Source organism: Halomonas sp. Mc5H-6, assembly GCF_024124705.1.
Classification (GTDB): Bacteria; Pseudomonadota; Gammaproteobacteria; order Pseudomonadales; family Halomonadaceae; genus Vreelandella; species Vreelandella subterranea.
Genome location: NZ_JAMXSI010000008.1, coordinates 104,948 through 127,903 on the forward strand (window position 1 = coordinate 104,948; position 22,956 = coordinate 127,903).

Below are 22,956 nucleotides of genomic sequence, written 5' to 3' on the forward strand. Positions count from 1 at the left end.
TATCTCGTTAAGCGGGGCGGGGCCACGGTAAGGCCAAAAAGCAAGCGGCGAGCCATGCCCGCCGCTATTGAACTAAAGCGCTGGTTAGCTCACCCGGTAGTTGGGAGCTTCTTTGGTGATCTGCACGTTGTGGACGTGGGATTCGTTAAAGCCAGCGCCGGTGATTTTCACGAATTCCGGCTTGGTGCGCATCTCTTGAATAGTGCTGCAGCCGGTGTAACCCATGGAGGCACGCAGGCCGCCCATCAGCTGGTGGACGATGGCGCCCATCACGCCTTTGTAAGGTACGCGGCCTTCGATGCCTTCCGGCACCAATTTTTCGGCGCCTTCGGCTTTATCCTGGAAGTAGCGGTCGGCACTGCCCTGATTCTCGGACATGGCGCCCATAGAGCCCATGCCGCGGTAGGCCTTGTAGGTACGGCCCTGGTAAAGCTCCACTTCGCCCGGGGCTTCTTCGGTACCGGCCAGCAGGCCACCCACCATCACCGCGCTTGCGCCAGCGGCAATGGCTTTTGAAAGGTCGCCGGAGAAACGGATACCGCCGTCGGCGATCAACGGAATGTCGTACTCTTTGAGCGCTTCAGCCACGTTGGAGACGGCGGTGATTTGCGGTACACCCACGCCGGTGACGATCCGCGTGGTGCAGATAGAACCGGGGCCGATGCCGACTTTCACCGCATCGGCGCCCGCCTCGGCCAGTGCCTTGGCGGCGGCGGCGGTGGCGATGTTGCCGCCAATCACCTGAATGGCCGGGAAGTGTTCCTTGATCCAGCGAACGCGGTCAATCACGCCTTCGGAGTGGCCGTGGGCGGTATCCACCACAATTACGTCGACACCGGCTTCGGCCAGCGCCGCGATGCGGTCCGGGGTTTCCGGGCCGGTACCCACGGCAGCGCCTACCAGCAGACGGCCATCGCTGTCCTTGGCGGCCATCGGGTAGGTGCGGGCTTTTTCGATGTCCTGGAAGGTCACCAGGCCGCGCAGGTGGAAGGCGTCGTCAACGATCAGCATTTTTTCGATGCGGTGTTCGCGCATCTTGGCTTTGCTTTCTTCGAGCTGGGTGCCTTCCGGCACGGTGACCAACCGATCGCGGGGGGTCATGATGTCGGCCACGCTGTCGCCGTGGTTGGGCTGGAAGCGCATGTCGCGCTCGGTCACAATACCCACCAGGGTTTCGCCTTCGACCACCGGAAAACCGGAGAACCCGTACTCGCGCGCCATGGCGAGCAGGTCTTCGAGCTTGGCTTTGGGGCTGACGGTAATCGGGTCTTTAACGATCACGCTTTCGTGCTTTTTCACCTTGCGCACTTCAGCGGCCTGCTGCGACATGGTCATGCTTTTGTGAATGATACCAATGCCACCTTCCTGCGCCATGGCAATCGCCAAACGCGCTTCGGTCACCGTGTCCATCGCAGCGGAGACAAGCGGAATGTTAAGCGAGAGATTGCGGGTCAGGCGGGTTTTAAGGTTAACATTCTTGGGGAGAACGTCCGAATAACCGGGCAGGAGGAGTACGTCGTCGAACGTAAGTGCTTCTTGAGCCATACGTAGCATAGCGGCAACACCCAATTTGAAGTGGAAGACGGGGCGTGAAAAGTTAATCCCCCATTATAACGGGTAGAGGGCTGTTCCAGCAATGCAGAGACGCCATTACGCTTATACCAATGGACAATGACGATTGATGGTAGCCTGATAGCTGACTCATTTACCGACACAAGGGGTGCGTGTTGACCCAGAAAATCATTGTTTACAGCGATTACGTCTGCCCCTTCTGCCTGCTGGCCGAAGAGGTGCTTGCCGAAGCCACCGAAGGCCTGGACGTCGACATCCAATGGCGCCCGTTCGAGCTGCGCCCGGCGCCGGTGCCCACCTTGAAGGTCGAAGACCCTTACCTGCCCAAAGTGTGGCGCGAGGCGGTCTACCCCATGGCCGAGAAACTAGGCGTGCCCATCAAGCTGCCCAATATTTCGCCGCAGCCGCGCACCGACAAGGCCTTTGAAGTCTTCGCCATGGCGGAAGACCACGGCGTTGGCCACGCCTATTCGATGGCCACCCTGAAAGCGTTCTTCCAGCAGGAACGCGATATTGGCGACCCGAACGTGCTGGCCGACATTGCCGACTCCGTCGGGCTGGAGCGCCAGGCGGTGCTGGAAGCGCTGGAACAGGGCCATTACCGCGAACGCCATCAGGCGGCACTGCGCCACGCGGTTGACGAAGCACGTATCCAATCGGTGCCTACCTTGATCATCGACGGCGAAACGATCCAGTGCGTCCCCGACCCGGCGGCGTTGAAACACTTCCTCACCGAGCGCGCCTGATATTATGTCCTCTTCCACGCCTCAAGCGCTTTCCGTCAGCCAGCTCAACCAGCGCGCCAAGCAGACCCTCGAGCGCGACGTGGGCGAGGTGTGGGTAGAGGGTGAGCTTTCCAACGTCTCGCGCCCCGCGTCCGGGCATGTTTACTTCACCCTGAAGGACGACCGGGCGCAGATTCGTTGTGCGCTGTTTCGTCAGCGGGCGCGGTTTGTGTCAGCGCCGATGCGCGATGGCGATCAGGTCAAGCTGCGCGGGCGGGTGTCGCTGTTCGAACCCCGCGGCGATTATCAACTGATTGCCGAGGCCGTTCAGGCCGCGGGGCTGGGCGAGCTGCTGGCGGCGTTCGAGCGCCTGAAAGCCCAACTGGATGGCGAAGGCGTGTTTGCCAATGCGCGTCCCCTGCCCTTTCCGCCGCGCAAGCTGTTGATTTTAAGCTCGGGGACCGGCGCAGCCATTCGCGACGTCTTGGCGGTATTGGCCGCCCGCTGGCCGCTGGCGGATGTCACGCTGATTCCGGTACCGGTACAGGGCGCCGAGGCGGCGCCTGCGATGATATCGGCGCTGGCATTGCTCAATCGCCAGGTGCGGCTGGACCCGGAGCGCGATGCCATCCTGATCACCCGCGGCGGCGGCAGCCTGGAAGATTTGTGGGCGTTCAACAACGAGCACCTGGCGCGGGCGATATTCCATTCGCGGCTGCCGGTGATGTCGGCGGTGGGCCACGAGGTGGATATCACCCTGGCGGATTTTGCCGCCGACATGCGCGCGCCCACGCCTTCCGCCGCGGCCGAGCGCCTGGTGCCCGACCAGCACACCCTCAAGCGCCAGCTTGACCACCATGAAAACCGCCTGATGCGGGCCATGCAGGCACGCCTGGAGCGGGACAGTCAGCGGCTGGATACCCTGCGTGCCCGCCTGCGCCACCCCGGCGAGCAGCTCAATCGCCAGCGCCAGCATTTAACCTCGCTCCACCAGCGCTTGAGCCGCGCCATGCAGCAAACGCTCACCCAACAGAAAGCGCAGGTATCGCAATTGAGCCGACGCCTGGCCAGCCAGGATATGGTCAAACTGCACCGTGCCGAGCAAGAACGGGTAAGCCTGTTACGTCGCCGCCTGGGCGTTGCCATGCAGCGCCAGCTGGAAACTCGCCAGGCCCGGTTAACCAGTGCCGCCCGGGAGCTCAATGCGGTCAGCCCGCTGGCGGTATTGGGGCGCGGCTATGCCATCGCCCAGGACGAGCAGGGGCAGATCGTGCGCAGCGCGGAAGAAACGACGCCCGGGCAGAAGCTCAAGCTACAGCTAGGCGAAGGCAAGCTGAGCGTGGAAGTAAAACGGCGCTACAAGGGGTAGCGCCGCGATTGCTGAGTTGACGGGATTAACCTGGCTTACTGCTTGTCTTTTTGCCTGTCCTTGCCCGGCTTCTGGGGCGAGTCTTCGGACTCAGGGTTTACATGATGCGTATCCGGCATCGGATTGGCTTCACTGTAGTGTTCGTCCTTAGGCTTGGGTGATGATTTCTCGTCTTTCCTGTCGGGATGAGACATAACGCGTACTCCTTGCGGTTAATAATGCTCGGCACATTACGTTGCCTGTCTTCACTGTAGTGCGTCACGCGTAACTTGCAATTAAGCACCTCTCGCCCACCCATCCCCTTCGAATTAAAAAATAATTTAAAAACAACACCCTATAAGAACCATGGTATTCAGAAAGGTGATTAGCAAACTAAATAAGGCACATCGACTGTCACTATCGTGTGGATTTCGGCTTACGCCATGCTGTAGATGGCCCGGTTTGCCTCTACTGGCGAGCCGGGTCTACATTAAAAAAGGGTGCCCAAGGAGGCTGGCACCTGCTGCATTTTACCTTTTTGTGCCAACAAAGGAGTGACCGCACATGAGCGATCCGCAACAACCCCCTCAGCATCAAGCCAAACAGCCGGGCGACGAACACGCCATGCGCCCGGAACCCGAGTTTATTCGTGAAAGCTATAAAGGAGCCGACAAGCTGCTGGATAAAGTGGCGATTATTACCGGCGGCGACAGCGGCATCGGTCGCGCAGTGGCGGTGCATTACGCACGGGAAGGTGCCGACAGCGTGATCGTGCACTTGAAGGAAACCCAGGACGCCAAAGAAACGCAACGGCTGGTTGAGGCCGAGGGTCGCCGCTGTCTGGTCCTCAAGGGCGATGTGGGCGCGCCCAGCTTCTGTCGAGAGATCGTCAAGCGTACCCTGAAAGAGTTCGGCAAGCTGAATATCGTCGTCAATAACGCGGCTGAGCAGTACGACTGGCGCGATATCAGCGAGATCCCCGACGACAAGCTGCAGCGTACCTTTCAAACCAACCTGTTCAGCCACTTTTACATGACCAAGGCCGCACTACCCCACTTGAGTGAGGGCGATACGATCATCGCCACCTCGTCGATCAACGCCTTTAAAGGCAACGACACGCTGATCGACTATACCGCCACCAAGGGGGCGATTCAGGGCCTGGTGCGTTCGCTTGCCATGTCGCTGATGGACCGCGGCATTCGGGTCAACGCCGTGGCGCCGGGGCCGGTATGGACGCCGCTGATTCCCGCCAGTTTTGACGACGACAAGGTCGCCTCATTTGGCGGTCAGGTGCCGATGAAGCGCGCCGGCCAGCCCAGCGAAATGGGGCCTGCCTACGTGTATCTGGCCTGCGAAGAATCGTCCTACATGACCGGGCAGACGATGCACCTAAACGGCGGCGTGATTCTCAATACCTGACAGCTGGGACCCGAGGCCTAGGAAGCCAGCGTTTTGATCAGCACCTTGGATTTGCGCGCGTGGTTGTAGGTTTCACGCTTCAGCGGCGGCAGCTCTTCCAGGCTGGCGGCGCGGAAGCCCCGCTCCACAAACCAGTGCGCGGTGTGGGTGGTCAGCACGAACATTTCCTGCACTGCGCGCTGGCGGGCACGGCGTTCCAGGGCCTCGACCAACCGCTCGCCGCGCTCGCCGCCCCGGTAGTTGCCATGCACGGCCACGCAGGCCAGCTCGGCCACGCCCGCATCCGGGAAGACATGCAGCGCCGCGCAGCCGATCACCATGCCGTCGCGCTCGATGACCATGTAATCGTCGATTTCGTGCTCGAGCCGCTCCCGGGAGCGTGCCACCAGCATGCCCCGGTTTTCCAGCGGTTCCAGCAGTTCCAGCAGGCCCGCCACATCGTTGAGCGTGGCCGGGCGCAGCTGCTCATAGCGGTGCTGGGTGATCATCGTCCCCACCCCGTCACGAGTGAAGAGTTCCCCCAGCAAGGCGTCGTGGTTGCGCCAGGAAAGCAGGTGCGTGCGAGCCACGCCTTCCCGCGCGGCGGTGCAGGCAGCGTTCAGATGGCGGGCCAGTTCGCTGCCTGGAACAGCCTGCTGCAGGCGCGGCTCGGCATCAGCGGGAGAAAGCTGGCGCAGCAGTGCGCCCTGCTCGTCTTCCAGGCCATCGGACTCGCCCAGCAGTATCAGCTTGTCGGCTTTGAGCGCCACTGCGGCGTGCTGGGCGACTTCCGAGGCGTCCAGGTCGAACACCTCGCCGGTGCTGGAAAATCCCAGCGGCGGCAGCAACACCAGCGAGCCCTTGTCCAGCAGGCCTTGAATGGCATCCGCCCGCACACGGCGCACTTCGCCGCTGTGGTCGAAGTCGATGCCTTCGCGCACCCCCAGGGGTTTGGCCGTGACGAGGTTCCCTGAGATCACGCTGAGTTCTACGCCATGCAATGGGGTGCTGGGCAGGCCCAATGAAAGCCGTGCTTCCAGCCACAACCGCAGGTGCGCCGCTACCTGCTCGACGTGGGCCATGACGGCGCGGTCAGCGACCCAGCGGCCATTGAGGCGCGTGGGCTCGACCCCCGCAGCGGTGAGCGCTTCATTCACCTGAGGGCGAATGCCGAACACGACCACCAGTCGCACGCCCAGGGTGTGCAGCAGCGCCAGATCCTGGATCAGCTGCTCCCCTCGGCCAGACGCCATGGCTTCGCCTTCAATCAAGATGACAAAGGTTCGTCCCCGGTGCGCGTTGATATAGGGGGACGCATTACGAAACCAGTCGACAAAGGGGAAACGTGTATCCAAGGGGCCGCTCTCCGGCAGCAGGTGAATGAAAAAAGCTGCCCTTACTTTACCAGAGCGCAAAAAATAGCGGCACCTTCTAATGCACTTATGCATAAAGAAGGTGCCGCTAGCGCTTGGGGTCGTCGGGTCGGCGGTAAAAAACCGCTGCTTAGCCGAACATGCCCTTGAACATGAAGAAGAACAGAATGGCCAAGCCCGCGCCCGCGGGTAGCGTGATCAGCCATGACATGGCGATAGTGCCAATCACACGTAGATTAAGCGCGGTCATGCCCCGCGCCAGTCCAACCCCAAGGACGGCGCCGACCAACGTATGGGTAGTGGAAATAGGCAGGCCGGTGCCCGAGGCCAACACAACTGTAGTGGCCGCAGCCAGAGTCGCTGCAAACCCACGGCTAGGGGTTAGCTCGGTAATTCCCGTGCCCACGGTGGCAATTACCTTATGACCATAGGTAACCAAACCTGCAACGATACCGCCGCCGCCAAGCACCAGCACCCACCAAGGCACCAGCGCTGAGCCTTCAATTTCACCGCCGGTTTGCACCACGCTGATCACGGCGGCCAACGGGCCAACGGCGTTTGCCACATCGTTCGAGCCGTGGGCGAAGGCCATGGCGCAGGCAGTGAAGATCATCAGCACGCCAAAGGCGCGTTCAACGTTGGCATAGCCAAAGTGGTCATTGCTACTTTGCACGTATGTCACCCGGCGCTCCATCAAGACACCAATGCCAGACAATACGACGCCCAGGGCCACCGAAATCAAAAGGCTCTGGACAAACGATAGATCAAGCCCAACATGCTTGAGCCCTTTGGTCATGGTAACCATGGAGACAACAAAGCCCACCAGGAAAACATAGGCGGGTAGATAGCGTTTGGCGGCGGCCAGCGGGTCACGGTCTTCAAACACCAGATGCTGGACCGACTTGAACAGCATAAAACCGGCGGTACCGGCCAATAGCGGCGACACCAGCCAGCTTGCGGCGATATTGCCTACCGCGCCCCAGTCAACAGTGTCAGCGCCCAGACCCGCCACAGCAAAGCCGACGATGGCACCGACAATCGAATGAGTAGTAGATACTGGCCAGCCTTTCATTGAGGCAATCAGCAGCCAAGTTGCTGCGGCCAATAGGGCTGCCATCATGCCGTAGACCAACAGCTGAGGATCCTCCTGCAGCAGTTCAGGGTCTATAATGCCCTTGCGGATGGTGTTGGTGACTTCGCCACCGGCAAGCCAGGCCCCCAAAAACTCAAATACCACAGCGATCAAGATCGCCTGTTTAATGGTGATGGCTTTCGAGCCGACCGAGGTACCCATGGCGTTGGCCACGTCGTTGGCCCCCACGCCCCAGGCCATGAAAAAGCCGAAAAGACAGGCCAGGATGATAAAAATATCACCGTGCTGAGCAATGATCTGCATAACGCTTCCCTTGTTTGGGGATCAGATATTAAGTCGGGATCAACTTAGTTGGCGGTCATGATCTGCAGGCGGCTGCCCACCCGCTCGGCACGGTCGGAGAGTTCGCCCACCCAATCGATGATCTGGTAGAGGAACACCACATCGACCGGCGGCAACTCACTTTCCAGGCTGAACAGCTGGCGGCGGATCGCGACCTGCTGGGCATCCGCCTGGTGCTCTAGGGTATGCAGTTCGCGAATCATGTTTTGCATCACATCCGAGACGTTGCGCCCGAAGCCTGACTCCAACAGGTCCTTGAGTTCTTCCAAGGCTTGGCGGGCTTGCGCCACACAGGCCACACTGGTGCGGATATAGTCACGCATGGGGTCGGCCAGTTCGCTGGGCACGGTCATTTTGCGGCCCAGCATAATGCCGGTAATGTCACGCGCCTTGTTGGCAATCTTGTCCTGTACGCTGATCAGGTCGAGCAGATCAGAACGCGAGACGGGCAGGAACATGGTGTTGGGAAGGTTCAGACGCAGCTCGGTTTTGAGTACGTCGGCATCGTGCTCCAAGCGCGTGACGTTTTCGCGCAGTTGCCCGGCGCTCTCCCAATCGCCGGCCAGCGTCGCCTCGAAGAATGGCAGAAGTTGATCAGCACATTCGTTTGCCTTGACGATATGCGCGAGTAGCGGCTGGAATGGCGAGCGGCCAAACATCGCGGAGAAGGGGTTAGAAGTAACCATAAAGCCTTTACGCCTGTTTTCGGGAAGCCATGAAATAACGGCGACAGTATAGTGACTGTGCTGCTCGACGTCATGAAAAGTTCACTAAAAATTCATCGAATAGGGGTAGCTAGCGTCATGTCAACACCCACCGAGATCGAACTGAAACTTGCCCTCGCCCCCGGGGGGCCGGCGTTGCTTTTCCAGCATCCCCTGTTGCAGTCGCTGACACCCAAACGGCAAACGCTCATCAACACCTACTTCGATACGCCCAAGGGAGCGCTTGCAGAAGCACGCATCGCCGTTCGGCTTCGCCAAGTGGATGACCAGGTGCTGCAGACGGTCAAGACAGCGGGTCACGGTGGCGGCGGATTTTCCGAGCGCCAGGAATGGGAATGGTCGGTACCGAGCCTTGAGCTGGATACCCAGCGCCTCGCCGAACTACCGCCTTTTCAAGGGCCGCTCGCCGAGTCGATCCCCGCCCTGGTGGCGCAGTTGAATACCGATTTTGTGCGCCACAGCTGGCAGTTGGCAGGACCGGAAAGCCATATCGAACTGGCGCTGGATCAGGGCGATATCCACAGCGGCGGCTATCGAACGAGCATTTGCGAGGCCGAACTGGAACTCAAACAGGGCGAGCCTGAATCGCTCTGGTCCAAGGCCCTGGCGCTTGCCGAGCAGGTGCCCCTGCGCCCTTCCGACAGCAGCAAGGCGGCCCGCGGCACGGCCCTGGCCGCCCGACAATGGCCACTGCCCGAGGCAACAACGCCTGCTCAATGGATGCACCGCGCCACCCTGGCGTTGGATGCCTACCACGACAGCCACCGCGCCGATCACCTGGCCATCGCCCAGGCAGCGCTCACCAAGCTGGCGTCAGACCCGACGCTCACCGACCAGGCGCGCTTCGACGTCGAAACCATGCGGTGTGCGTTGGAAACCACTGACCAGCCCAACCTTGCCTACGGACAGGCGGCGTTGGCCTTTGCCCATCGCCTGGCGTATCAAACCGCGCTACGCTAGACGTTGACGGCTTTAACGGCACCTTCAGGACGGTATTGATGAACTTTCCCTTGCACCCGGGCGCAGAAGGATTGCGCACGAAGCTTTTCCACATCATTTTCGAGTCGAACACGCCAGGGGCCAAAGCCTTCGACATCGGCTTGATTTTGGCGATTTTGCTCAGCGTCGGCGTGATTTTGCTGAACAGCGTCGAAGCTTATGCTGCCCGTTACGGCACGCTTTTTTATGTCCTGGAGTGGATATTTACCCTGCTGTTCAGCATCGAGCTGCTGCTGCGCATATATTGTCTCGAGCGGCCCACCCTATACTTGAAAAGTTTTTACGGTATCGTCGACCTGATTGCCATTCTGCCGACCTGGCTGGTCCTGCTCATTCCCGGCGCCCATGGCCTGGTGATTGTCAGAATTCTGCGGGTGTTGCGGATCTTCCGTATTCTTCGGCTGATGGAGTTTGTCGGTGAAGCACGGCTGTTAATTGACGCCTTGAAGCGCAGCCTGCGCCAGATCCTGCTGTTCTTCTTCAGCATTTTCATGGTGGTCACGCTGTTTGCGGCGCTCATGTATGTGATTGAATCGCCAGAAGCCGGCTTCACCAGTATTCCCATGTCGATCTACTGGGCGATCGTCAGCATGACCACGGTGGGCTACGGCGATATTGTCCCGGCCACCCCGCTCGGCAAATCCATCACCGTGGTGTTGATGCTGCTCGGTTACTCGATCATCGCCGTGCCTACCGGGGTGTTCTCCGCCCAGGTCATCCGTTCTATCCGCGAGGATCGCTACTCCGAAGAAGCCTGCCCAGGCTGCGGCCACGAGCGCCACGAAAAACGCGCTTATTACTGCCTGCGCTGCGGCACCTGGCTGGATGAAGACACTGAAGACCCGCGCAAGAAAGAGGAAGAAAAGAAAGAGGAAAAGAAGAAAGATGACAAAGGCGACGATACAGACAAAAACGCGCCCCAGGATAGTGATACCTGAGGCGCGCCGTTAGACGCTGAGGGCGTTAAGCATTCAAGCGCTTAACACCAGCCACTTAAATGTTAAACGGCGCGGTATCCCCGCGTCCTTCACGGACGATCTTGGGCGGCAGTTCGCGCAGGTCGATGACGCTGGTGGGGTCCAGGTGACAGGCGCCGCCGTCGATGATCAGATCCAGGTGTGCACCAAAGCGCTCGCGGATGTCCTCGGCGTCGCTCATCGGCAGGTCCTCGCCGACGGGAATCAGGGTAACGCTCATCAGCGGTTCGCCCAGCGCCTCCAGAAGCGCGTGGGTGATGCGGTGGTCCGGCACGCGAACACCGATAGAACGGCGTTTGGGGTGCAGCAGCAGGCGCGGCACTTCAGTGCTGGCGTCTAGAATGAAGGTGTAGGGGCCAGGCGTGTGCGCCTTGAGTAGCCGGAACACGTCATTATCGACCTTGGCGTAGGTGCCGATCTGCGACAGGTCCGAACACACCAGGGTGAAGTTGTGCTTGTCGTCCAGCGAGCGCAGCCATTTGATTTTCTCGATGGCTTTTTTCTCGCCCAGGTGGCAACCCAGCGCATAGCCGGAATCGGTGGGGTACGCCACCACGCCGCCCTTGCGGATAATCTCGATGGCTTGGTCGATCAGGCGTTTTTGCGGATTCTCGGGATGAATCTGAAAGTATTGGCTCATGGCGTACTCCTGCCTGTGGGTATTAGTGATCCTACCGCCTACCTTAGCTTACGCAGCGGCCAGAGGCCCAGCCGGTGCGTCCAGCAGGTGGCGTAAACGCGGATGCTGCCAGATAGGGGGCGCCGCGGTGCGCGGTATCAAACTCATGCTGCCGGGGGCGGCGTGGCTGCCGGGAAAGTGGAAATCGCTGCCCATCGAGGCGTATAACTCGCGTTCCACCAGCTGGCGTGCCAGGTCGCGGGTGCTGTCTGGGTTTTGCTGGCCGCTGACCAATTCCACCGCCTGGCCGCCGGCGGCCTGAAAGGTATCCATCAACAGGCCACGCTTGCGCCTGGTCAGGCCGTGTCGCAGCGGATGGGCCAGTACCGCCACGCCACCCGACGCCACCACCCAGCCCACCGCCTCGCTGATTTCCGGCCAGTGGGCCTTTACATCGCCTTTCTTGCCACTGCCCAAAAAGCGTTTAAAGGCGTTGGCCCAATCGGCCACCATGCCATCTGCCACCAGCGCACGGGCAAAATCGGGGCGCCCCAGCGGCCGGTCGCTCCCCGCCTGCTTGCGGGCCTTGGCCAGGGCGTCGATCAGACCGGCTTTTTCAAGCCGCTCGGCAATCACGTCAGCGCGCTTGATACGGGCCTCGCGCTGGTGGATCAGCCCTTCGACTAGCGGGCCCTGGAGGCCGCCCGGCATCAGCGCCACCATGTGAATATTGATACCCTGCCAGCGAGTGGATAACTCACAGCCGGGCAGCAGGCAAATGCCCGCGGATTCAGCCGCCTGGCCCGCCTCCGCTACGCCATCCATGGTATCGTGATCGGTCAATGCCATGTGCGTCAGCCCGCGTTCGGCGCACAGCGTGACGAGTTGCGTCGGCGTCAGGGCACCGTCGGATGCCGTCGAATGCATATGCAAATCAACGGGGTAACGCTGGTCGGTCTCGAACGTAGCAGGAAGTCGGGGCATAGGCATGACGCCGTGTGGCGAGTTTGTCAGAATAAGGTTTAGGTTGAGGCGATATGGTGCTCGCTTATACCGGTCCGGTCAATTGAAGGCGTCCTTGGCCGCCTTTTTGTTCCTTTTTCATTCAAGGAGTTATGCACATGCTATATGCCATCATCAGTGAAGATACGGCTAACAGTCTGGAACGCCGCCTGGCCGCCCGGCCCGACCACCTCGCACGCCTGGAAGCCCTGCGCGACGAAGGGCGCCTGGTACTTGCTGGCCCCCACCCGGCCATTGATGCCAACGACCCTGGCGAAGCGGGCTTCAGTGGCAGCCTGGTCATTGCCGAGTTCGACAGCCTGGAAGACGCCAAAAGCTGGGCCGATGCCGACCCCTACGTCATTGCCGGTGTTTATTCCCAGGTGACCGTCAAACCGTTCAAGAAAGTTTTGCCTTGACCCTGGCGAGTGAATATGGAGGGTCCGTCAGCTTTTTCACAGAGGCTGTGGAAAACTCTGTGAAAACACGGCGGACGCATTTCCCTAAGCCAGGAATAACGCCCCTATTCACAAATTGGTCATTTTTTAACCATCTTTCTGCAACACGGATGACTGCGTGACCCAACGCCCTTACCCTTTGCCGCCTCTGGCGGCGCTGACGTCGCCGTCGCTCACCTGGGACGACGCGGCGCCCCACTCGGACGCCTTCGACGACGTTTATTTTTCCCGCGAGAACGGCCGCGCCGAGACCGAGCACGTGTTTATCAACGCCAATCACCTGCCCACCCGTTTTGCCGAGTGGCGGCAAAGGCGTGCCTTCGTGATCGGCGAGACAGGCTTCGGCACCGGGCTGAATATGCTGTGTGCCTGGGCCTGCTTTGACGCGCACGCACCGGCCCATGCTCGACTCCATCTGTTATCCACAGAGAAGTTTCCCCTGGATCGGGCCTCGCTTATCCGCGCGTTGAGTGCCTGGCCGTCGCTTGCCACTTATGCACAAGTGCTTTGCGACCAGTGGCCCGAGGCGGTCAGCGGCATCCACCGTTTGCACCTGAGCGAACGCGTGACGCTGGATCTGCATTTTGGCGACACCACCGAGCGCCTGTCGCAGTTGGATGGCCAGGTCGACGCCTGGTTTCTGGATGGCTTTGCGCCCTCCAAGAACCCAGAGATGTGGCAACCTGAGCTGTTTGAGGCCATGGCGGCGCGCTCGCGCCCCGGCGCGACATTCGCCACCTTCACCTGCGCCGGTATCGTCAAGCGCGGGCTGAAAGCCGCCGGGTTTGGGTGGCAAAAAGTGCCGGGCTTTGGACGCAAGCGGGAAATGCTGGCGGGCATGATTGACGTGCCCCCAAGCGACACGCGCCGCGGCGCCACGCCATGGTTTACGCCGCCTGCAAACCTTGATAACCGACATGTGGCGGTGATTGGCGCGGGCATCGCCGGGGCCAGCGTCGCCGCCGCCCTCGCCAGGCGCGGGATCAAGGTCAGCGTGGTAGAGCGTGAGGCACCCGGCGCGGGCGGCTCGGGCAATCGCCAGGGGGCGCTGTACGTCAAACTGGCCGCCGAGACAAACCATCAAAGCCGGTTCTATTTGGCCGGGTTGATGTATTCCCAGCGCTGGCTTGGCCAGTTAGCCACGGACACGCCCGTCTGGCAGCCAAGCGGCGTGGTACAGCTGGCGTTAAGCGATAAGGAAGCCCGCCGCCAGCAGCGCTTCATGGCGTACCATGCGCTGCCTGAAGCGGTGGTGTCGGCTCATACGGAAGGGTTAAGCGAGCTTGCCGGGGTACCGATCAGTGCCCGGCAGGCGCTGTTTTATCCCCAGGCAGGCTGGGTACACCCCAAGGCGCTGTGCGAGCAACTGCTCGCTCATCCGCTTATCTGCGTTATTCAGGGGGATGTGACACAGCTGCAGCGGGACGGGCAGCATTGGCAGCTCGACCTGGCCAACGGCGATACCGTGAGCGCCGACCAGGTCGTGATCGCCAACGCCCAACTGGCCAACCACTTTGCGCAAACCGCACAACTGCCGCTCCAGCAGGTGCGCGGCCAGGTCAGCGAAGTGACGCTGCCTGAAAACGTGCTAGCGCCTCAGCGCGTGGTTTGCGCTGGCGGCTATGTGTCGCCCCCTGTGGATGGCGTGCTGACCTTTGGCGCCAGCTTTGTGCCCAATAACGCCACCCGCCACGTCACCCTTGACGACCACCAGCGCAATATTGACGAACTGCGCGAGGCATTGCCCGACTGGGTGGCGGCCCTTGAAAACGCAGGGGTTGAGCTCAGCCCTGAATCACTCGAGGGCCGGGCCGCCGTACGCGCGGCAAGCCCGGACAAAAGCCCCTACGCAGGGCCGGTACCGGTGGCTGAAGCCTGGCAGGCGGCGTATCAAGCATTAGGCAAGGACGCCTCTAAAGTGCCTGATACACAGGGGGAGCATTACCCGGGGCTGTGGATATCCACCGCCCACGGTTCCCGCGGGCTTGCCAGCGCGCCGCTGTGCGCCGAGGTGATTGCCTCACGTATCAGCGACGACCCCCAGCCACTGGAGTTGCCGCTGGCCGACCACCTTCACCCAGGGCGGCGGCTTATCAGCGCGATTATTCGGGGAACGACGACCTAGGAGCCTGTCCGGCTTGACCGATCGTCGCGAGAAGCACGGATTTTGAGCTAAATTTATCGATCGATTGAGGCGAATAGCGCGCTATTTAACGAAATCGATCGAATAAAGTTGGCCAAAATACCGGGATTCGCAGTAGATCAGTGTTAAGTCGGACAGGCTCCTAAATGTCGCCTTCCTCCTCGTCGTCGGCTATATCGCGGCCAAAGGAACGCCACTGGGCCAGGGTCATCACCTCGGTCATCTCAAGCTCGAGGTCGTGGGCAATGATCAGCTCATTGCGCTCAAGCTGCTTTTTAAGCTGCGCGACCCAGCCATGCATGCCCTCGCCGGTGGTATCGGTCGTGTCGTAGCCCTGGCGGGTCACAAACGCCTCAAGCAGGGCATCCAGGGTCTCCTGCGGCAGCATTCTGGCGGGTACTTCAATAAATCGGCTCATTAGTGCTGCTCCCACTCTGCCAAACGGTCTATAAAGGTCGCTTCATCGATGACGTCGACACCCATCTGCTCGGCCTTGGTGAGCTTACTGCCCGCGGCTTCACCCGCCACCAGGCAGGCGGTTTTCTTGGAGATGCTGCCTGACACCTTGGCGCCCAGCGCCTGCAGGCGCGCCTTGCCTTCATCCCGGGTCATCGACTCAAGGGTACCGGTCAGCACCCAGGTCTGGCCATCAAGGGGCGTGGGGCCTTGGGTAACCTCTGCCTCTTGCCAGGTTATCCCGGCATCTATCAGCGCCTGCAGTGTTTCCAGGTTATGCGGCTGGCGGAAGAAGGTGTACAGGTGAGCCGCGACCACCGGCCCCACATCGTTCACCGCTTCCAGCCCTGCCTGGTCGGCGTCCTGCAATGCCTGGAGGGTGCCGAAGTGATTCGCCAGGTTGGACGCCGTGGCTTCCCCAACTTCGCGTATCCCCAATGCGTAGATGAACCGCGCCAGCGTTGTCGATTTGGCGCTATCCAGGGCGTTGACCAGATTGCGGGATGACTTTTCCCCCATGCGCGGCAGGCTTTGCAGCTGCTCTACGGTCAAATGAAACAAATCTGCCGGGGTTTTCACCCAGTCCAGGTCAACGAGCTGCTCGATCAGCTTTTCGCCCAGACCGTCGATATCCAGTGCCTTGCGGCTGGCGAAATGCTTCAGCGCTTCTTTGCGCTGGGCGGCGCAGTATAGCCCCCCGGAACAGCGGGCCACCGCTTCGTCGTCCAGGCGTTCGATCTGCGAGCCACACACGGGGCAATGATCGGGAAACGTAATGGGCCGGGCATCCGCGGGACGTTTGTCGGTATCCACCCGGACCACCTGGGGAATCACATCACCGGCGCGACGAATGGCGACGGTATCGCCAATCATGACGCCCAAACGGGTAATTTCATCGGCATTGTGCAGTGTGGCGTTCGCTACCGTCACGCCTGCTACCGTTACTGGTTCCAGCCTTGCCACCGGGGTAATGGCGCCGGTACGCCCCACCTGAAACTCCACCTCATTGAGCGTGGTGACTTCTTCCTGGGCGGGGAACTTGAAGGCCACGGCCCAGCGCGGCGCCCGGGCGACAAAGCCCAGCTCCCGCTGATGACGCAGATCGTTCACCTTGATGACCACGCCATCGATATCGTAGCCCAACTGGTCGCGCTTCTCGCCGAGCTGTTCACAGTAATCGGCAACGGCTTTGGGGCCCTTCATGGTGGTTAGCTCGGCGCTGGTACGAAAGCCGAGTGTTGTTAACCGTGCCATCAAGGCGCTGTGGGTCGTATCGCCCAGGTCGGGCTCAAGACGAGCCGCCTGGTAGGCGTGAAACTCCAGCGGCCGTTTAGCGGTGATGCGCGGGTCCAGTTGACGCAGGCTGCCCGCCGCTGCGTTACGCGGGTTGGCAAATACCTTGCTGCCTTCTTCCCGGGCACGTTCGTTGAGCGCTTCAAAGCCCGCATGGCGCATGATCACCTCACCGCGCACTTCCAGCAGCTCGGGGGCGTTTTCCCCCATCAGCTTCAAGGGCACCGAACCCAGCGTGCGCAGGTTGGAGGTAATACCTTCGCCGGTACGGCCATCGCCACGCGTCGCCCCGCTTACCAGCACACCCTGCTCGTAAACCAACGACACCGCGGCGCCGTCAAGCTTGGGCTCGCAGCTAAACTCGATGTCATCTGCCTCGTTCTCCAGGCGTTCGGCAACGCGCTCGGCAAACGCATGGATATCCTCACGGCTAAAGGCGTTATCCAACGACAGCATGGGGATGGCGTGGGCCACTTCGGGGAAGCCATCGGCAGGCGCTGCGCCCACCCGCTGGGTCGGGGAGTCCGGCGTGACGAGCGCTGGGTTTTCGTCCTCGAGGGTTTTTAAACGCTGAAATTTACGGTCGTAGTCCGCGTCGGATAGCGTGGGCTCATCCAGCACATAGTAGCGGTAGTTGGCATCGTCCAGCTCGGCGCGAAGCTGGCTGACTTCTTGCCGCACATCGGGGGCAGGCTGACTCATTGAAGCGGGTTCTCATCGACAGGCTAATAACGAAAGTACAAGTTAACGGTATTATAAATAAAAACACCCGCCCTCTGCAGGAGGACGGGTGCTGGATGACAAGCGCCTTGTCAGTGGGCCTGCATATGGCGGTGCAGGCGATGGCGGCGTTCAAACTCGTGCACGCGTTGGCGCGCAAACTCGATGGTTTGGGCCGTCATCACGCTATGGTTCTCGTCTTTCAGCTCGCCACCCATATGCCGCACAACCACCATGGCGGTTTCGACCATGGCCTCGAAGGCTGCCGAGCTGTCGTGGGCGCCGGGTAGCGGCATGAGCAGGGTAATGCCGGGCGTCACGAACTCGTCCATCTCTTCAATGGGGAAGGTGCCGGGCTTGACGACATTGACCATGGAGAATTGCAGTTCGCTGTCGACGCTTTCGGTTTCGAAGCGGTGGAAAACCCCCATGGCACTGCTATAACGCAGGCCGCAGGCCATCATCAGTTCCAGTAACTTGCCACCGTCAAAGCCTTCCGGATCGCGTGACAGCACGCTGATGACGATCATTTCTTCTGCATTGGTCAACGTTTCCTTGGCGTGTTCACCGCAGACATCGTGACGCAATGCTTTTTCCAGTGCAGGGTGAGTACGTACGACCCCTTCCTCAGGCTCGTGCCGGGTCGCTTGTGGCGCCACCGAGTCATAGGTTTCTTCATCGGCGGCATACTGGGCCATGTCAGACGCCTGGGCGAGACGTTCTTCCTCGGCGGCCTGGGCAGCCAGCTCGCGTTCTTTCGCCTGTTCCTGAGCAATGCGGGCTTTCTCTGCCTCGGCGGCCTCCTCGGCTGCCCGGCGCTGCTCGGCTTCAAGCGCCTTGCGTTCTTCTTTCTGTTTGGCCAATGCTTCAGCGCGACGTGCCTTCTCGGCCTTTTTCTTCGCCCGCGCTTTGCGATGGTCGATCATTTTCTGTTTCAGTGAACGACCGATTTCCTCGAAGTCGACCAGACGATAGGTATCTTCTTCGTCTTCATCGGGGTACTCACCGGCAATATCGTTGCGCAGATGACGACGTTTCGGCGACCCATCGGAGGCGGCATGTTTGGCGAACGCTGCATCTTCCGGCTCGGCCCTCAATACCGGCCTGTCGTCATGGGCAGCTTGCGGAGCCGCCTGACGTTCAGCCTCGTTTTCGTCAATGGCACTTAAACGAGGCTCGCGGCTGGCGGTAACGGCATCATCAGACGCAGGGCTGACGTCGTCCGAGGAGGACTGTGCCGACTCGCGACGGCTGGTTTCCGGCTCTGGCGTTGACTCCGGCATTTTCACCTCGGGGCGCTGGGCACGCGTCGTTGGTGCCTCGGCTGTGCGCGTGGTGACGGGCTGCTCATCCTGTCTCTTTGCAACCCTTGGGCTCTCTTCAACCCTTGGGCGCTCTTCAACCCTTGAAGAGGCGGGAGAACCTGCCTTGGAGGTACTGCGCTTAAACTGTGAAAGTATTTTCGAGGGACCCGGGTGTTCTTGGCGTTCCAACTTCGGCTTTTGATTGAGACCGCTATAATCAGCAGGCTTAACGACACGTGCTCCCCCGTTGGGGAGTTCCCAGTTGACTTCGGCTTCTTTAGCCTCATCGTCAAACTCGGTGGATCGACTTGACGGTGTTTCGCCGACAGACTGGTCAAGGCGAGGAACACGGCGCTGGCGCTGGAGTCGTCTCACCCCATCGATGACGATAAGGGAAACCAGCGCCAGCCCTAAAATGATTAGCCACTCTCTTAATTCCATGTTGAACATTCCATGGGTCATTTTGACGGTTGCTAAGGCGCGATGCCTGAAAATTAGATCACTACTGTTAAACCTATACTTACCCTAAGCATAGCGCGATTACTACGAAAAGGGCCACTTTTTGCTAATTTTCACGTTATCGCACAGTTTTTAACGTTATCTAAGGCAAAAATTCGACTATACCGTCGGCGATAAGTGCCCCAATGCCTGCCTATTAATTAACTACCTTACGCGATAGCAACATCCTTTTCGATTGAAACCGGTGTTTGCAATGCAAGCTCGGCCCCTTTAAACATCGCCCCGCCGAGTACCGGAAACCGGATGTGCTTACCGCATTTTTTAACACTACTGAAGGCCAAAAACACTCATCGCCATATAATATAGATAAGTTTAGCGCCTTGAGTCACCTTTTTTAACGCTGGGGTGTGGATCACTAACCGTTAGGGTAGTTAATAACGTTAACACTTGCGAGCATTAATCCACCATCGCTGTCGCTTCTTCAATACCTACCGAGACCATCCGCGAGACCCCCGGCTCCTGCATGGTGACCCCCATTAATCGCTCGGCGGCCTCCATGGCAATTTTGTTATGGGTGATGTAGATGAACTGAACGTTTTCCGACATCTCTTTTACCAACTTGGCATAGCGACCAACGTTAGCATCATCCAAGGGAGCATCGACTTCATCCAGCATACAAAAAGGCGCGGGGTTTAACTGGAATATAGCGAATACCAGCGAGAGTGCCGTCAGTGCTTTTTCCCCCCCGGATAAGAGATGAATCGTGCTGTTCTTTTTACCCGGTGGACGCGCCATGATCGCCACACCGGTTTCCAATAAGTCGTCACCGGTGAGCGTTAACCAGGCAGTGCCGCCGCCAAACACTCTTGGAAACAAGGTTTGCAATCCGGTATTGACCCGATCAAACGTATCTCTAAAACGAACGCGGGTTTCTTGATCAATACGTTTAATGGCGCGTTCCAGGGTTTCCAGCGCTTCGCTGAGTTCGGCGTGCTGGGCTTCCAGATAGTCACGCCGTTCGGCCTGTTGATCGTATTCTTCAATGGCCGCCAAGTTGATGGCCCCCAGGCGACGAATTTTGTCGGTGGTGCTTTCCAGACGTTCCTGCCAGGCGGTTTCAGTGGCGTCGTCGGCAAGCTGTTCTGTCAACGCATCGACATCGTGCCCCAGCTCAGTCAACTGCTCATCCTGGGTGGCGGCTTTCAGCGCCAGCGCCTGAACGTCCATTCGGCGCTGCTGCAACTGCTCGCGGCTTTGCTCCAGGTTACGCTCATGCTGCTGACGGGTCAGTTCGTCGTTACGCAACTGCTCCGCCAGCGTCTGGGTTTGCTGGCGGGTGTCGTTTAAACGCTGCTCCTGCTGTTCGCGCTGGTGGAGCAGCTCTTCAAGCTCCTCGGCGGCAAGTTCGTCAGGCTCCAGCAGGGTCTCCCGCGAAGCTTCCAGCTCTTCAATACGCAGCGTCAGGCGCTCTTCGCTTTCCCGGCTACGCGACTGCTGGGAACGCAGGCTATTAAGCTCGGTGTTGAGACGTTCCCGCTCAAGCGCCAGCGCCTGCTGGCGGGCTTTCAGTGGTGCATGTTGCTGATTCAGCCGTTCACGCTGTTCGCGCTGTTGATCCCGCTGCTCGGCGCTTTCGTCGCGGGCCTGGGCCGCCATTTCCAGTTGTTCCATGGCCTCATGCCAGCGGGCACGCTGCTCATCGAGAGTAAGCGCTAACTCGGCTTCATCTTCCTGCAGTTGACTCAGTTCTTCGTCAAGCTCAGTGGCGCGGCTTTCCAGGTGCTCCAGACGCTGAGAAAGACGCTGTTCGGTGACCGCCAACTGCTGGAGCGTGGCGGCGTGGGCACGCTCTTCCTCCGCCTGTTGGTCGCGGGTGTGTTCCAGCGTCTCGATGGTTTCACTGGCTGCCTCGCACTGGGCTTCAGCAAGCGCCAGCGCCTCTTCGTCCTGCTCCCGGCGGGCCGCCAGCTCATCATAGCGGCGGCGGGTGACCAATAGCGCGTCCACGCCGTCACCGTTGGCCTGCTGGTGAAGCCAGCCACGCCCGCGCCACACACCCTCGCGGGTGACCACGCTTTCACCCGGGGCAAGCGTGGCCAATAGCGCGTCCGCCTCGGCGCTGCTCTCGGCATAGTGAATACTTGCCAACCACTCACCCAGCGCGCCCGCCCCACTCACCAGGGCGTCCAGGCGTTGTCCGCCGTGCAAGGCAGGCGGCGCCCGGTCAATCAAGCACCAGTCGGTGGCCAGCGCGTCGGGCAGGGCCTGCAACTGATCAACGGCGACCAGGCGGGCATTGAGCCAGGGTGCCAGCAGCCAGGAGATCACCCGCTCCCAGCCGGGTTCGACGCTGATGGCCTCACCCAGCCGCGGCGCCTCGGCAAGGCCTTGGGCGGCTAACGCCTCGGTGAGGTGCGGGTCGTGGTCGGCAAGCGCCGCATCAATCAGCGCCTGCAGCGAGGCAAGTTCGCCCTGCCGTTGGCTCAACTCGGCGCGCTGTTGGTCGCGGGCCTGGGTCGCCTGCTGGTAAGCCGCCTTGGCTTCGCTGTAGCGCTGCTGCCATTGATCGCGCTCGGCCTGGAAGGCCTCTGCGCGCTGCTCGGCCTCTTCCTTGCGGGCCTGGCATTCAGCGTGCTCGCTGCGTAATTCGGTGACATCGGCAAGTTCGCCCCGCTGCTGACGGCGGCGCTGGCGTTCGGCCTGCAGGCGGGCAATTCGCTGTTCGAGGTCACGCAACTGATCCTGACGGCGCTCGGCCTCGCGGCTGGCATCCCGCCAGTGGCTTTCGGCATCCGCCCACTGCTGTTCGGCGGCCTCCAGAGAGGGGCTGGCATCGGCCAGGGCCTGTTCCAGCGTTTCCAGCTGTTCGTCGAGTGCTTCGTGCTCGGGCAGCAATTCGTCCAACCGTGCTTCAATAGCGGCCAGACGTTCCTGGTCGCCTTCGCTGACCTGGCGCTGCTCGTCGAGGTCTCGCCGCGCCGTCTCGATGTCGCTTGCCAGTTGCGCTTCCCGGCTGCGCCGGTGGGCCTGGTCCTGCTCCAGACGGGCGATGCGGGTGGTGGTCTCAAAGAATTGCTGCTGGTGGCGTTCGAGGACTTCGGCCAGCTCATCGTGTTGCTCACGGGCCTGCTCCAGGCGGGTTTCGCACTGGCGAACGCCGAATACGTCTTTCTCGACGGCGATTTCCAAGTCGCGCACGCGGCTTTCCTGCTGGGCCTGTTCCGCCCGCAGGGCACGCCCGCGCAGCACGGCAAGTTCGCCTTTTAGCTGGAATTCCTGCTGCTTCAATGCCTGGTAACGCTTGGCGGCCTCGGCCTGACGCTTGAGGCGTTCAAGCTGCTTATCCAGCTCTTCGCGGATGTCGTCCAGGCGCTCCAGGTTTTCCTGGGTACGCCGCATGCGGTTTTCGGTTTCCCGGCGGCGCTCTTTGTATTTGGAGATCCCCGCCGCCTCTTCCAGCGTGGCACGCAGATCGTCCGGGCGGGCTTCGATCAGCCGCGATATCATCCCCTGGCCAATAATGGCGTAGGAACGCGGGCCCAGCCCGGTCCCCATGAACAGGTCGGCGATATCCCGGCGGCGGCATTTCTGGCCATTGAAAAAGTAGTTCGACTGGCCGTCGCGGGTGACCAGCCGCTTCACGGCGATTTCGGCGTACTGGGCGTAGACCCCGCCCATGGCGCCATCCCGGTTATCGAACTTCAGTTCGATGGAGGCCTGGCCCACCGGTTTGCGGCCCGTCGAGCCGTTGAAGATGACGTCAGACATGGACTCACCGCGCAACGTCTTGGCGGAAGACTCGCCCATCACCCAGCGCACGGCGTCGATAATATTCGATTTACCGCAACCGTTGGGCCCGACGACAGCCGTCATATTACCGTCGAAAGGCACCGTGACCGGGTCGACAAAGGATTTGAAACCGACGAGACGTATTGACGTTAAACGCATGG

18 protein-coding genes are annotated in these 22,956 nt (G+C 60.5%); 7 read left to right on the forward strand and 11 right to left on the reverse strand.

Annotated features, from left to right (window positions below; translation table 11 throughout):
- Positions 1-84 precede the first annotated feature (84 nt).
- Positions 85-1,554: an IMP dehydrogenase gene (gene guaB, locus NH395_RS12610; protein WP_092829731.1), complete on the reverse strand. Its 1,470-nt coding sequence runs from the start codon at positions 1,552-1,554 to the stop codon at positions 85-87.
- A gap of 170 nt (positions 1,555-1,724) precedes the next feature.
- On the opposite strand from guaB, the gene NH395_RS12615 reads away from it, so the two are divergent.
- On the forward strand, positions 1,725-2,318 hold the full coding sequence (locus tag NH395_RS12615; protein WP_253025290.1) for a DsbA family protein: 594 nt from the start codon (positions 1,725-1,727) through the stop codon (positions 2,316-2,318).
- 4 nt (positions 2,319-2,322) lie between these two features.
- Positions 2,323-3,666 carry an exodeoxyribonuclease VII large subunit gene (gene xseA, locus NH395_RS12620; protein ID WP_253025292.1) on the forward strand — a complete coding sequence of 448 codons (1,344 nt, stop codon included), beginning with the start codon at positions 2,323-2,325 and terminating at the stop codon, positions 3,664-3,666.
- Positions 3,667-3,701: 35 nt separating this feature from the next.
- Here xseA and NH395_RS12625 read toward each other — a convergent pair whose 3' ends face one another.
- Positions 3,702-3,860: a hypothetical protein gene (locus tag NH395_RS12625; protein ID WP_253025294.1), complete on the reverse strand. Its 159-nt coding sequence runs from the start codon at positions 3,858-3,860 to the stop codon at positions 3,702-3,704.
- Between the two features lie 349 nt (positions 3,861-4,209).
- Here NH395_RS12625 and NH395_RS12630 point away from each other — a divergent pair, with 349 nt between their 5' ends.
- Entirely contained in the window at positions 4,210-5,064 is an 855-nt protein-coding gene (locus NH395_RS12630; RefSeq protein WP_253025296.1) for an SDR family oxidoreductase, read from the forward strand.
- Between the two features lie 17 nt (positions 5,065-5,081).
- Here the strand turns inward: NH395_RS12630 and argA are convergent, their stop codons facing one another.
- The 3 genes from argA to NH395_RS12645 all read right to left on the reverse strand — a co-directional run bounded on the left by argA (position 5,082) and on the right by NH395_RS12645 (position 8,537).
- Entirely contained in the window at positions 5,082-6,398 is a 1,317-nt protein-coding gene (gene argA, locus NH395_RS12635) for an amino-acid N-acetyltransferase (RefSeq protein ID WP_253025298.1), read from the reverse strand.
- Between the two features lie 148 nt (positions 6,399-6,546).
- On the reverse strand, positions 6,547-7,812 hold the full coding sequence (locus NH395_RS12640) for an inorganic phosphate transporter (protein ID WP_253025300.1): 1,266 nt from the start codon (positions 7,810-7,812) through the stop codon (positions 6,547-6,549).
- 44 nt (positions 7,813-7,856) lie between these two features.
- Positions 7,857-8,537, reverse strand: a complete 681-nt coding sequence (locus NH395_RS12645) for a TIGR00153 family protein (protein WP_253025302.1) — start codon at positions 8,535-8,537, stop codon at positions 7,857-7,859.
- Positions 8,538-8,654: 117 nt separating this feature from the next.
- On the opposite strand from NH395_RS12645, the gene NH395_RS12650 reads away from it, so the two are divergent.
- Positions 8,655-9,536, forward strand: a complete 882-nt coding sequence (locus NH395_RS12650) for a CYTH domain-containing protein (protein ID WP_253025304.1) — start codon at positions 8,655-8,657, stop codon at positions 9,534-9,536.
- Positions 9,537-9,574: 38 nt separating this feature from the next.
- On the forward strand, positions 9,575-10,513 hold the full coding sequence (locus tag NH395_RS12655; protein ID WP_253025306.1) for an ion transporter: 939 nt from the start codon (positions 9,575-9,577) through the stop codon (positions 10,511-10,513).
- A 55-nt stretch (positions 10,514-10,568) separates the two neighbouring features.
- Here NH395_RS12655 and NH395_RS12660 read toward each other — a convergent pair whose 3' ends face one another.
- Positions 10,569-11,192: an L-threonylcarbamoyladenylate synthase gene (locus NH395_RS12660; RefSeq protein WP_092829717.1), complete on the reverse strand. Its 624-nt coding sequence runs from the start codon at positions 11,190-11,192 to the stop codon at positions 10,569-10,571.
- Between the two features lie 48 nt (positions 11,193-11,240).
- A complete protein-coding gene (locus tag NH395_RS12665) occupies positions 11,241-12,161 on the reverse strand; it encodes a PHP domain-containing protein (RefSeq protein ID WP_253025308.1) in 921 nt (306 codons plus the stop codon).
- A 131-nt stretch (positions 12,162-12,292) separates the two neighbouring features.
- Here NH395_RS12665 and NH395_RS12670 point away from each other — a divergent pair, with 131 nt between their 5' ends.
- Both NH395_RS12670 and mnmC read left to right on the forward strand, forming a co-directional pair.
- A complete protein-coding gene (locus NH395_RS12670) occupies positions 12,293-12,592 on the forward strand; it encodes a YciI family protein (protein ID WP_092829713.1) in 300 nt (99 codons plus the stop codon).
- A gap of 157 nt (positions 12,593-12,749) precedes the next feature.
- Positions 12,750-14,756, forward strand: coding sequence for a bifunctional tRNA (5-methylaminomethyl-2-thiouridine)(34)-methyltransferase MnmD/FAD-dependent 5-carboxymethylaminomethyl-2-thiouridine(34) oxidoreductase MnmC (gene mnmC, locus NH395_RS12675; RefSeq protein WP_253025310.1), 2,007 nt, complete (start codon positions 12,750-12,752; stop codon positions 14,754-14,756).
- Positions 14,757-14,916: 160 nt separating this feature from the next.
- On the opposite strand, the gene NH395_RS12680 is transcribed toward mnmC, so the two are convergent.
- From NH395_RS12680 to smc, 4 genes are all read right to left on the reverse strand, one after another.
- Positions 14,917-15,192, reverse strand: a complete 276-nt coding sequence (locus NH395_RS12680; protein WP_066321347.1) for a YheU family protein — start codon at positions 15,190-15,192, stop codon at positions 14,917-14,919.
- Positions 15,192-17,225: an NAD-dependent DNA ligase LigA gene (gene ligA / locus NH395_RS12685; protein WP_253025312.1), complete on the reverse strand. Its 2,034-nt coding sequence runs from the start codon at positions 17,223-17,225 to the stop codon at positions 15,192-15,194. Before ligA ends, NH395_RS12680 begins: the two co-directional genes overlap by 1 nt.
- A 110-nt stretch (positions 17,226-17,335) precedes the next feature.
- The gene (zipA, locus tag NH395_RS12690; RefSeq protein WP_253025314.1) at positions 17,336-18,988 is read right to left on the reverse strand and encodes a cell division protein ZipA; all 1,653 of its coding nucleotides are present in this window, start codon (positions 18,986-18,988) and stop codon (positions 17,336-17,338) included.
- Positions 18,989-19,462: 474 nt separating this feature from the next.
- Entirely contained in the window at positions 19,463-22,954 is a 3,492-nt protein-coding gene (gene smc / locus NH395_RS12695; protein WP_253025316.1) for a chromosome segregation protein SMC, read from the reverse strand.
- Positions 22,955-22,956: the final 2 nt, after the last annotated feature.

Bases quoted from the DNA above. Each gene is read 5' to 3' on its own strand.
- guaB (WP_092829731.1), bottom strand. From the start codon at position 1,554: ATGCTACGTATGGCTCAAGAAGCACTTACGTTCGACGACGTACTCCTC.
- xseA (WP_253025292.1), top strand. From the start codon at position 2,323: ATGTCCTCTTCCACGCCTCAAGCGCTTTCCGTCAGCCAGCTCAACCAG.
- NH395_RS12625 (WP_253025294.1), bottom strand. From the start codon at position 3,860: ATGTCTCATCCCGACAGGAAAGACGAGAAATCATCACCCAAGCCTAAG.
- NH395_RS12630 (WP_253025296.1), top strand. From the start codon at position 4,210: ATGAGCGATCCGCAACAACCCCCTCAGCATCAAGCCAAACAGCCGGGC.
- NH395_RS12640 (WP_253025300.1), bottom strand. From the start codon at position 7,812: ATGCAGATCATTGCTCAGCACGGTGATATTTTTATCATCCTGGCCTGT.
- NH395_RS12645 (WP_253025302.1), bottom strand. From the start codon at position 8,537: ATGGTTACTTCTAACCCCTTCTCCGCGATGTTTGGCCGCTCGCCATTC.
- NH395_RS12650 (WP_253025304.1), top strand. From the start codon at position 8,655: ATGTCAACACCCACCGAGATCGAACTGAAACTTGCCCTCGCCCCCGGG.
- NH395_RS12655 (WP_253025306.1), top strand. From the start codon at position 9,575: ATGAACTTTCCCTTGCACCCGGGCGCAGAAGGATTGCGCACGAAGCTT.
- NH395_RS12660 (WP_092829717.1), bottom strand. From the start codon at position 11,192: ATGAGCCAATACTTTCAGATTCATCCCGAGAATCCGCAAAAACGCCTG.
- NH395_RS12665 (WP_253025308.1), bottom strand. From the start codon at position 12,161: ATGCCTATGCCCCGACTTCCTGCTACGTTCGAGACCGACCAGCGTTAC.
- NH395_RS12670 (WP_092829713.1), top strand. From the start codon at position 12,293: ATGCTATATGCCATCATCAGTGAAGATACGGCTAACAGTCTGGAACGC.
- NH395_RS12680 (WP_066321347.1), bottom strand. From the start codon at position 15,192: ATGAGCCGATTTATTGAAGTACCCGCCAGAATGCTGCCGCAGGAGACC.
- ligA (WP_253025312.1), bottom strand. From the start codon at position 17,225: ATGAGTCAGCCTGCCCCCGATGTGCGGCAAGAAGTCAGCCAGCTTCGC.
- zipA (WP_253025314.1), bottom strand. From the start codon at position 18,988: ATGGAATTAAGAGAGTGGCTAATCATTTTAGGGCTGGCGCTGGTTTCC.
- smc (WP_253025316.1), bottom strand. From the start codon at position 22,954: ATGCGTTTAACGTCAATACGTCTCGTCGGTTTCAAATCCTTTGTCGAC.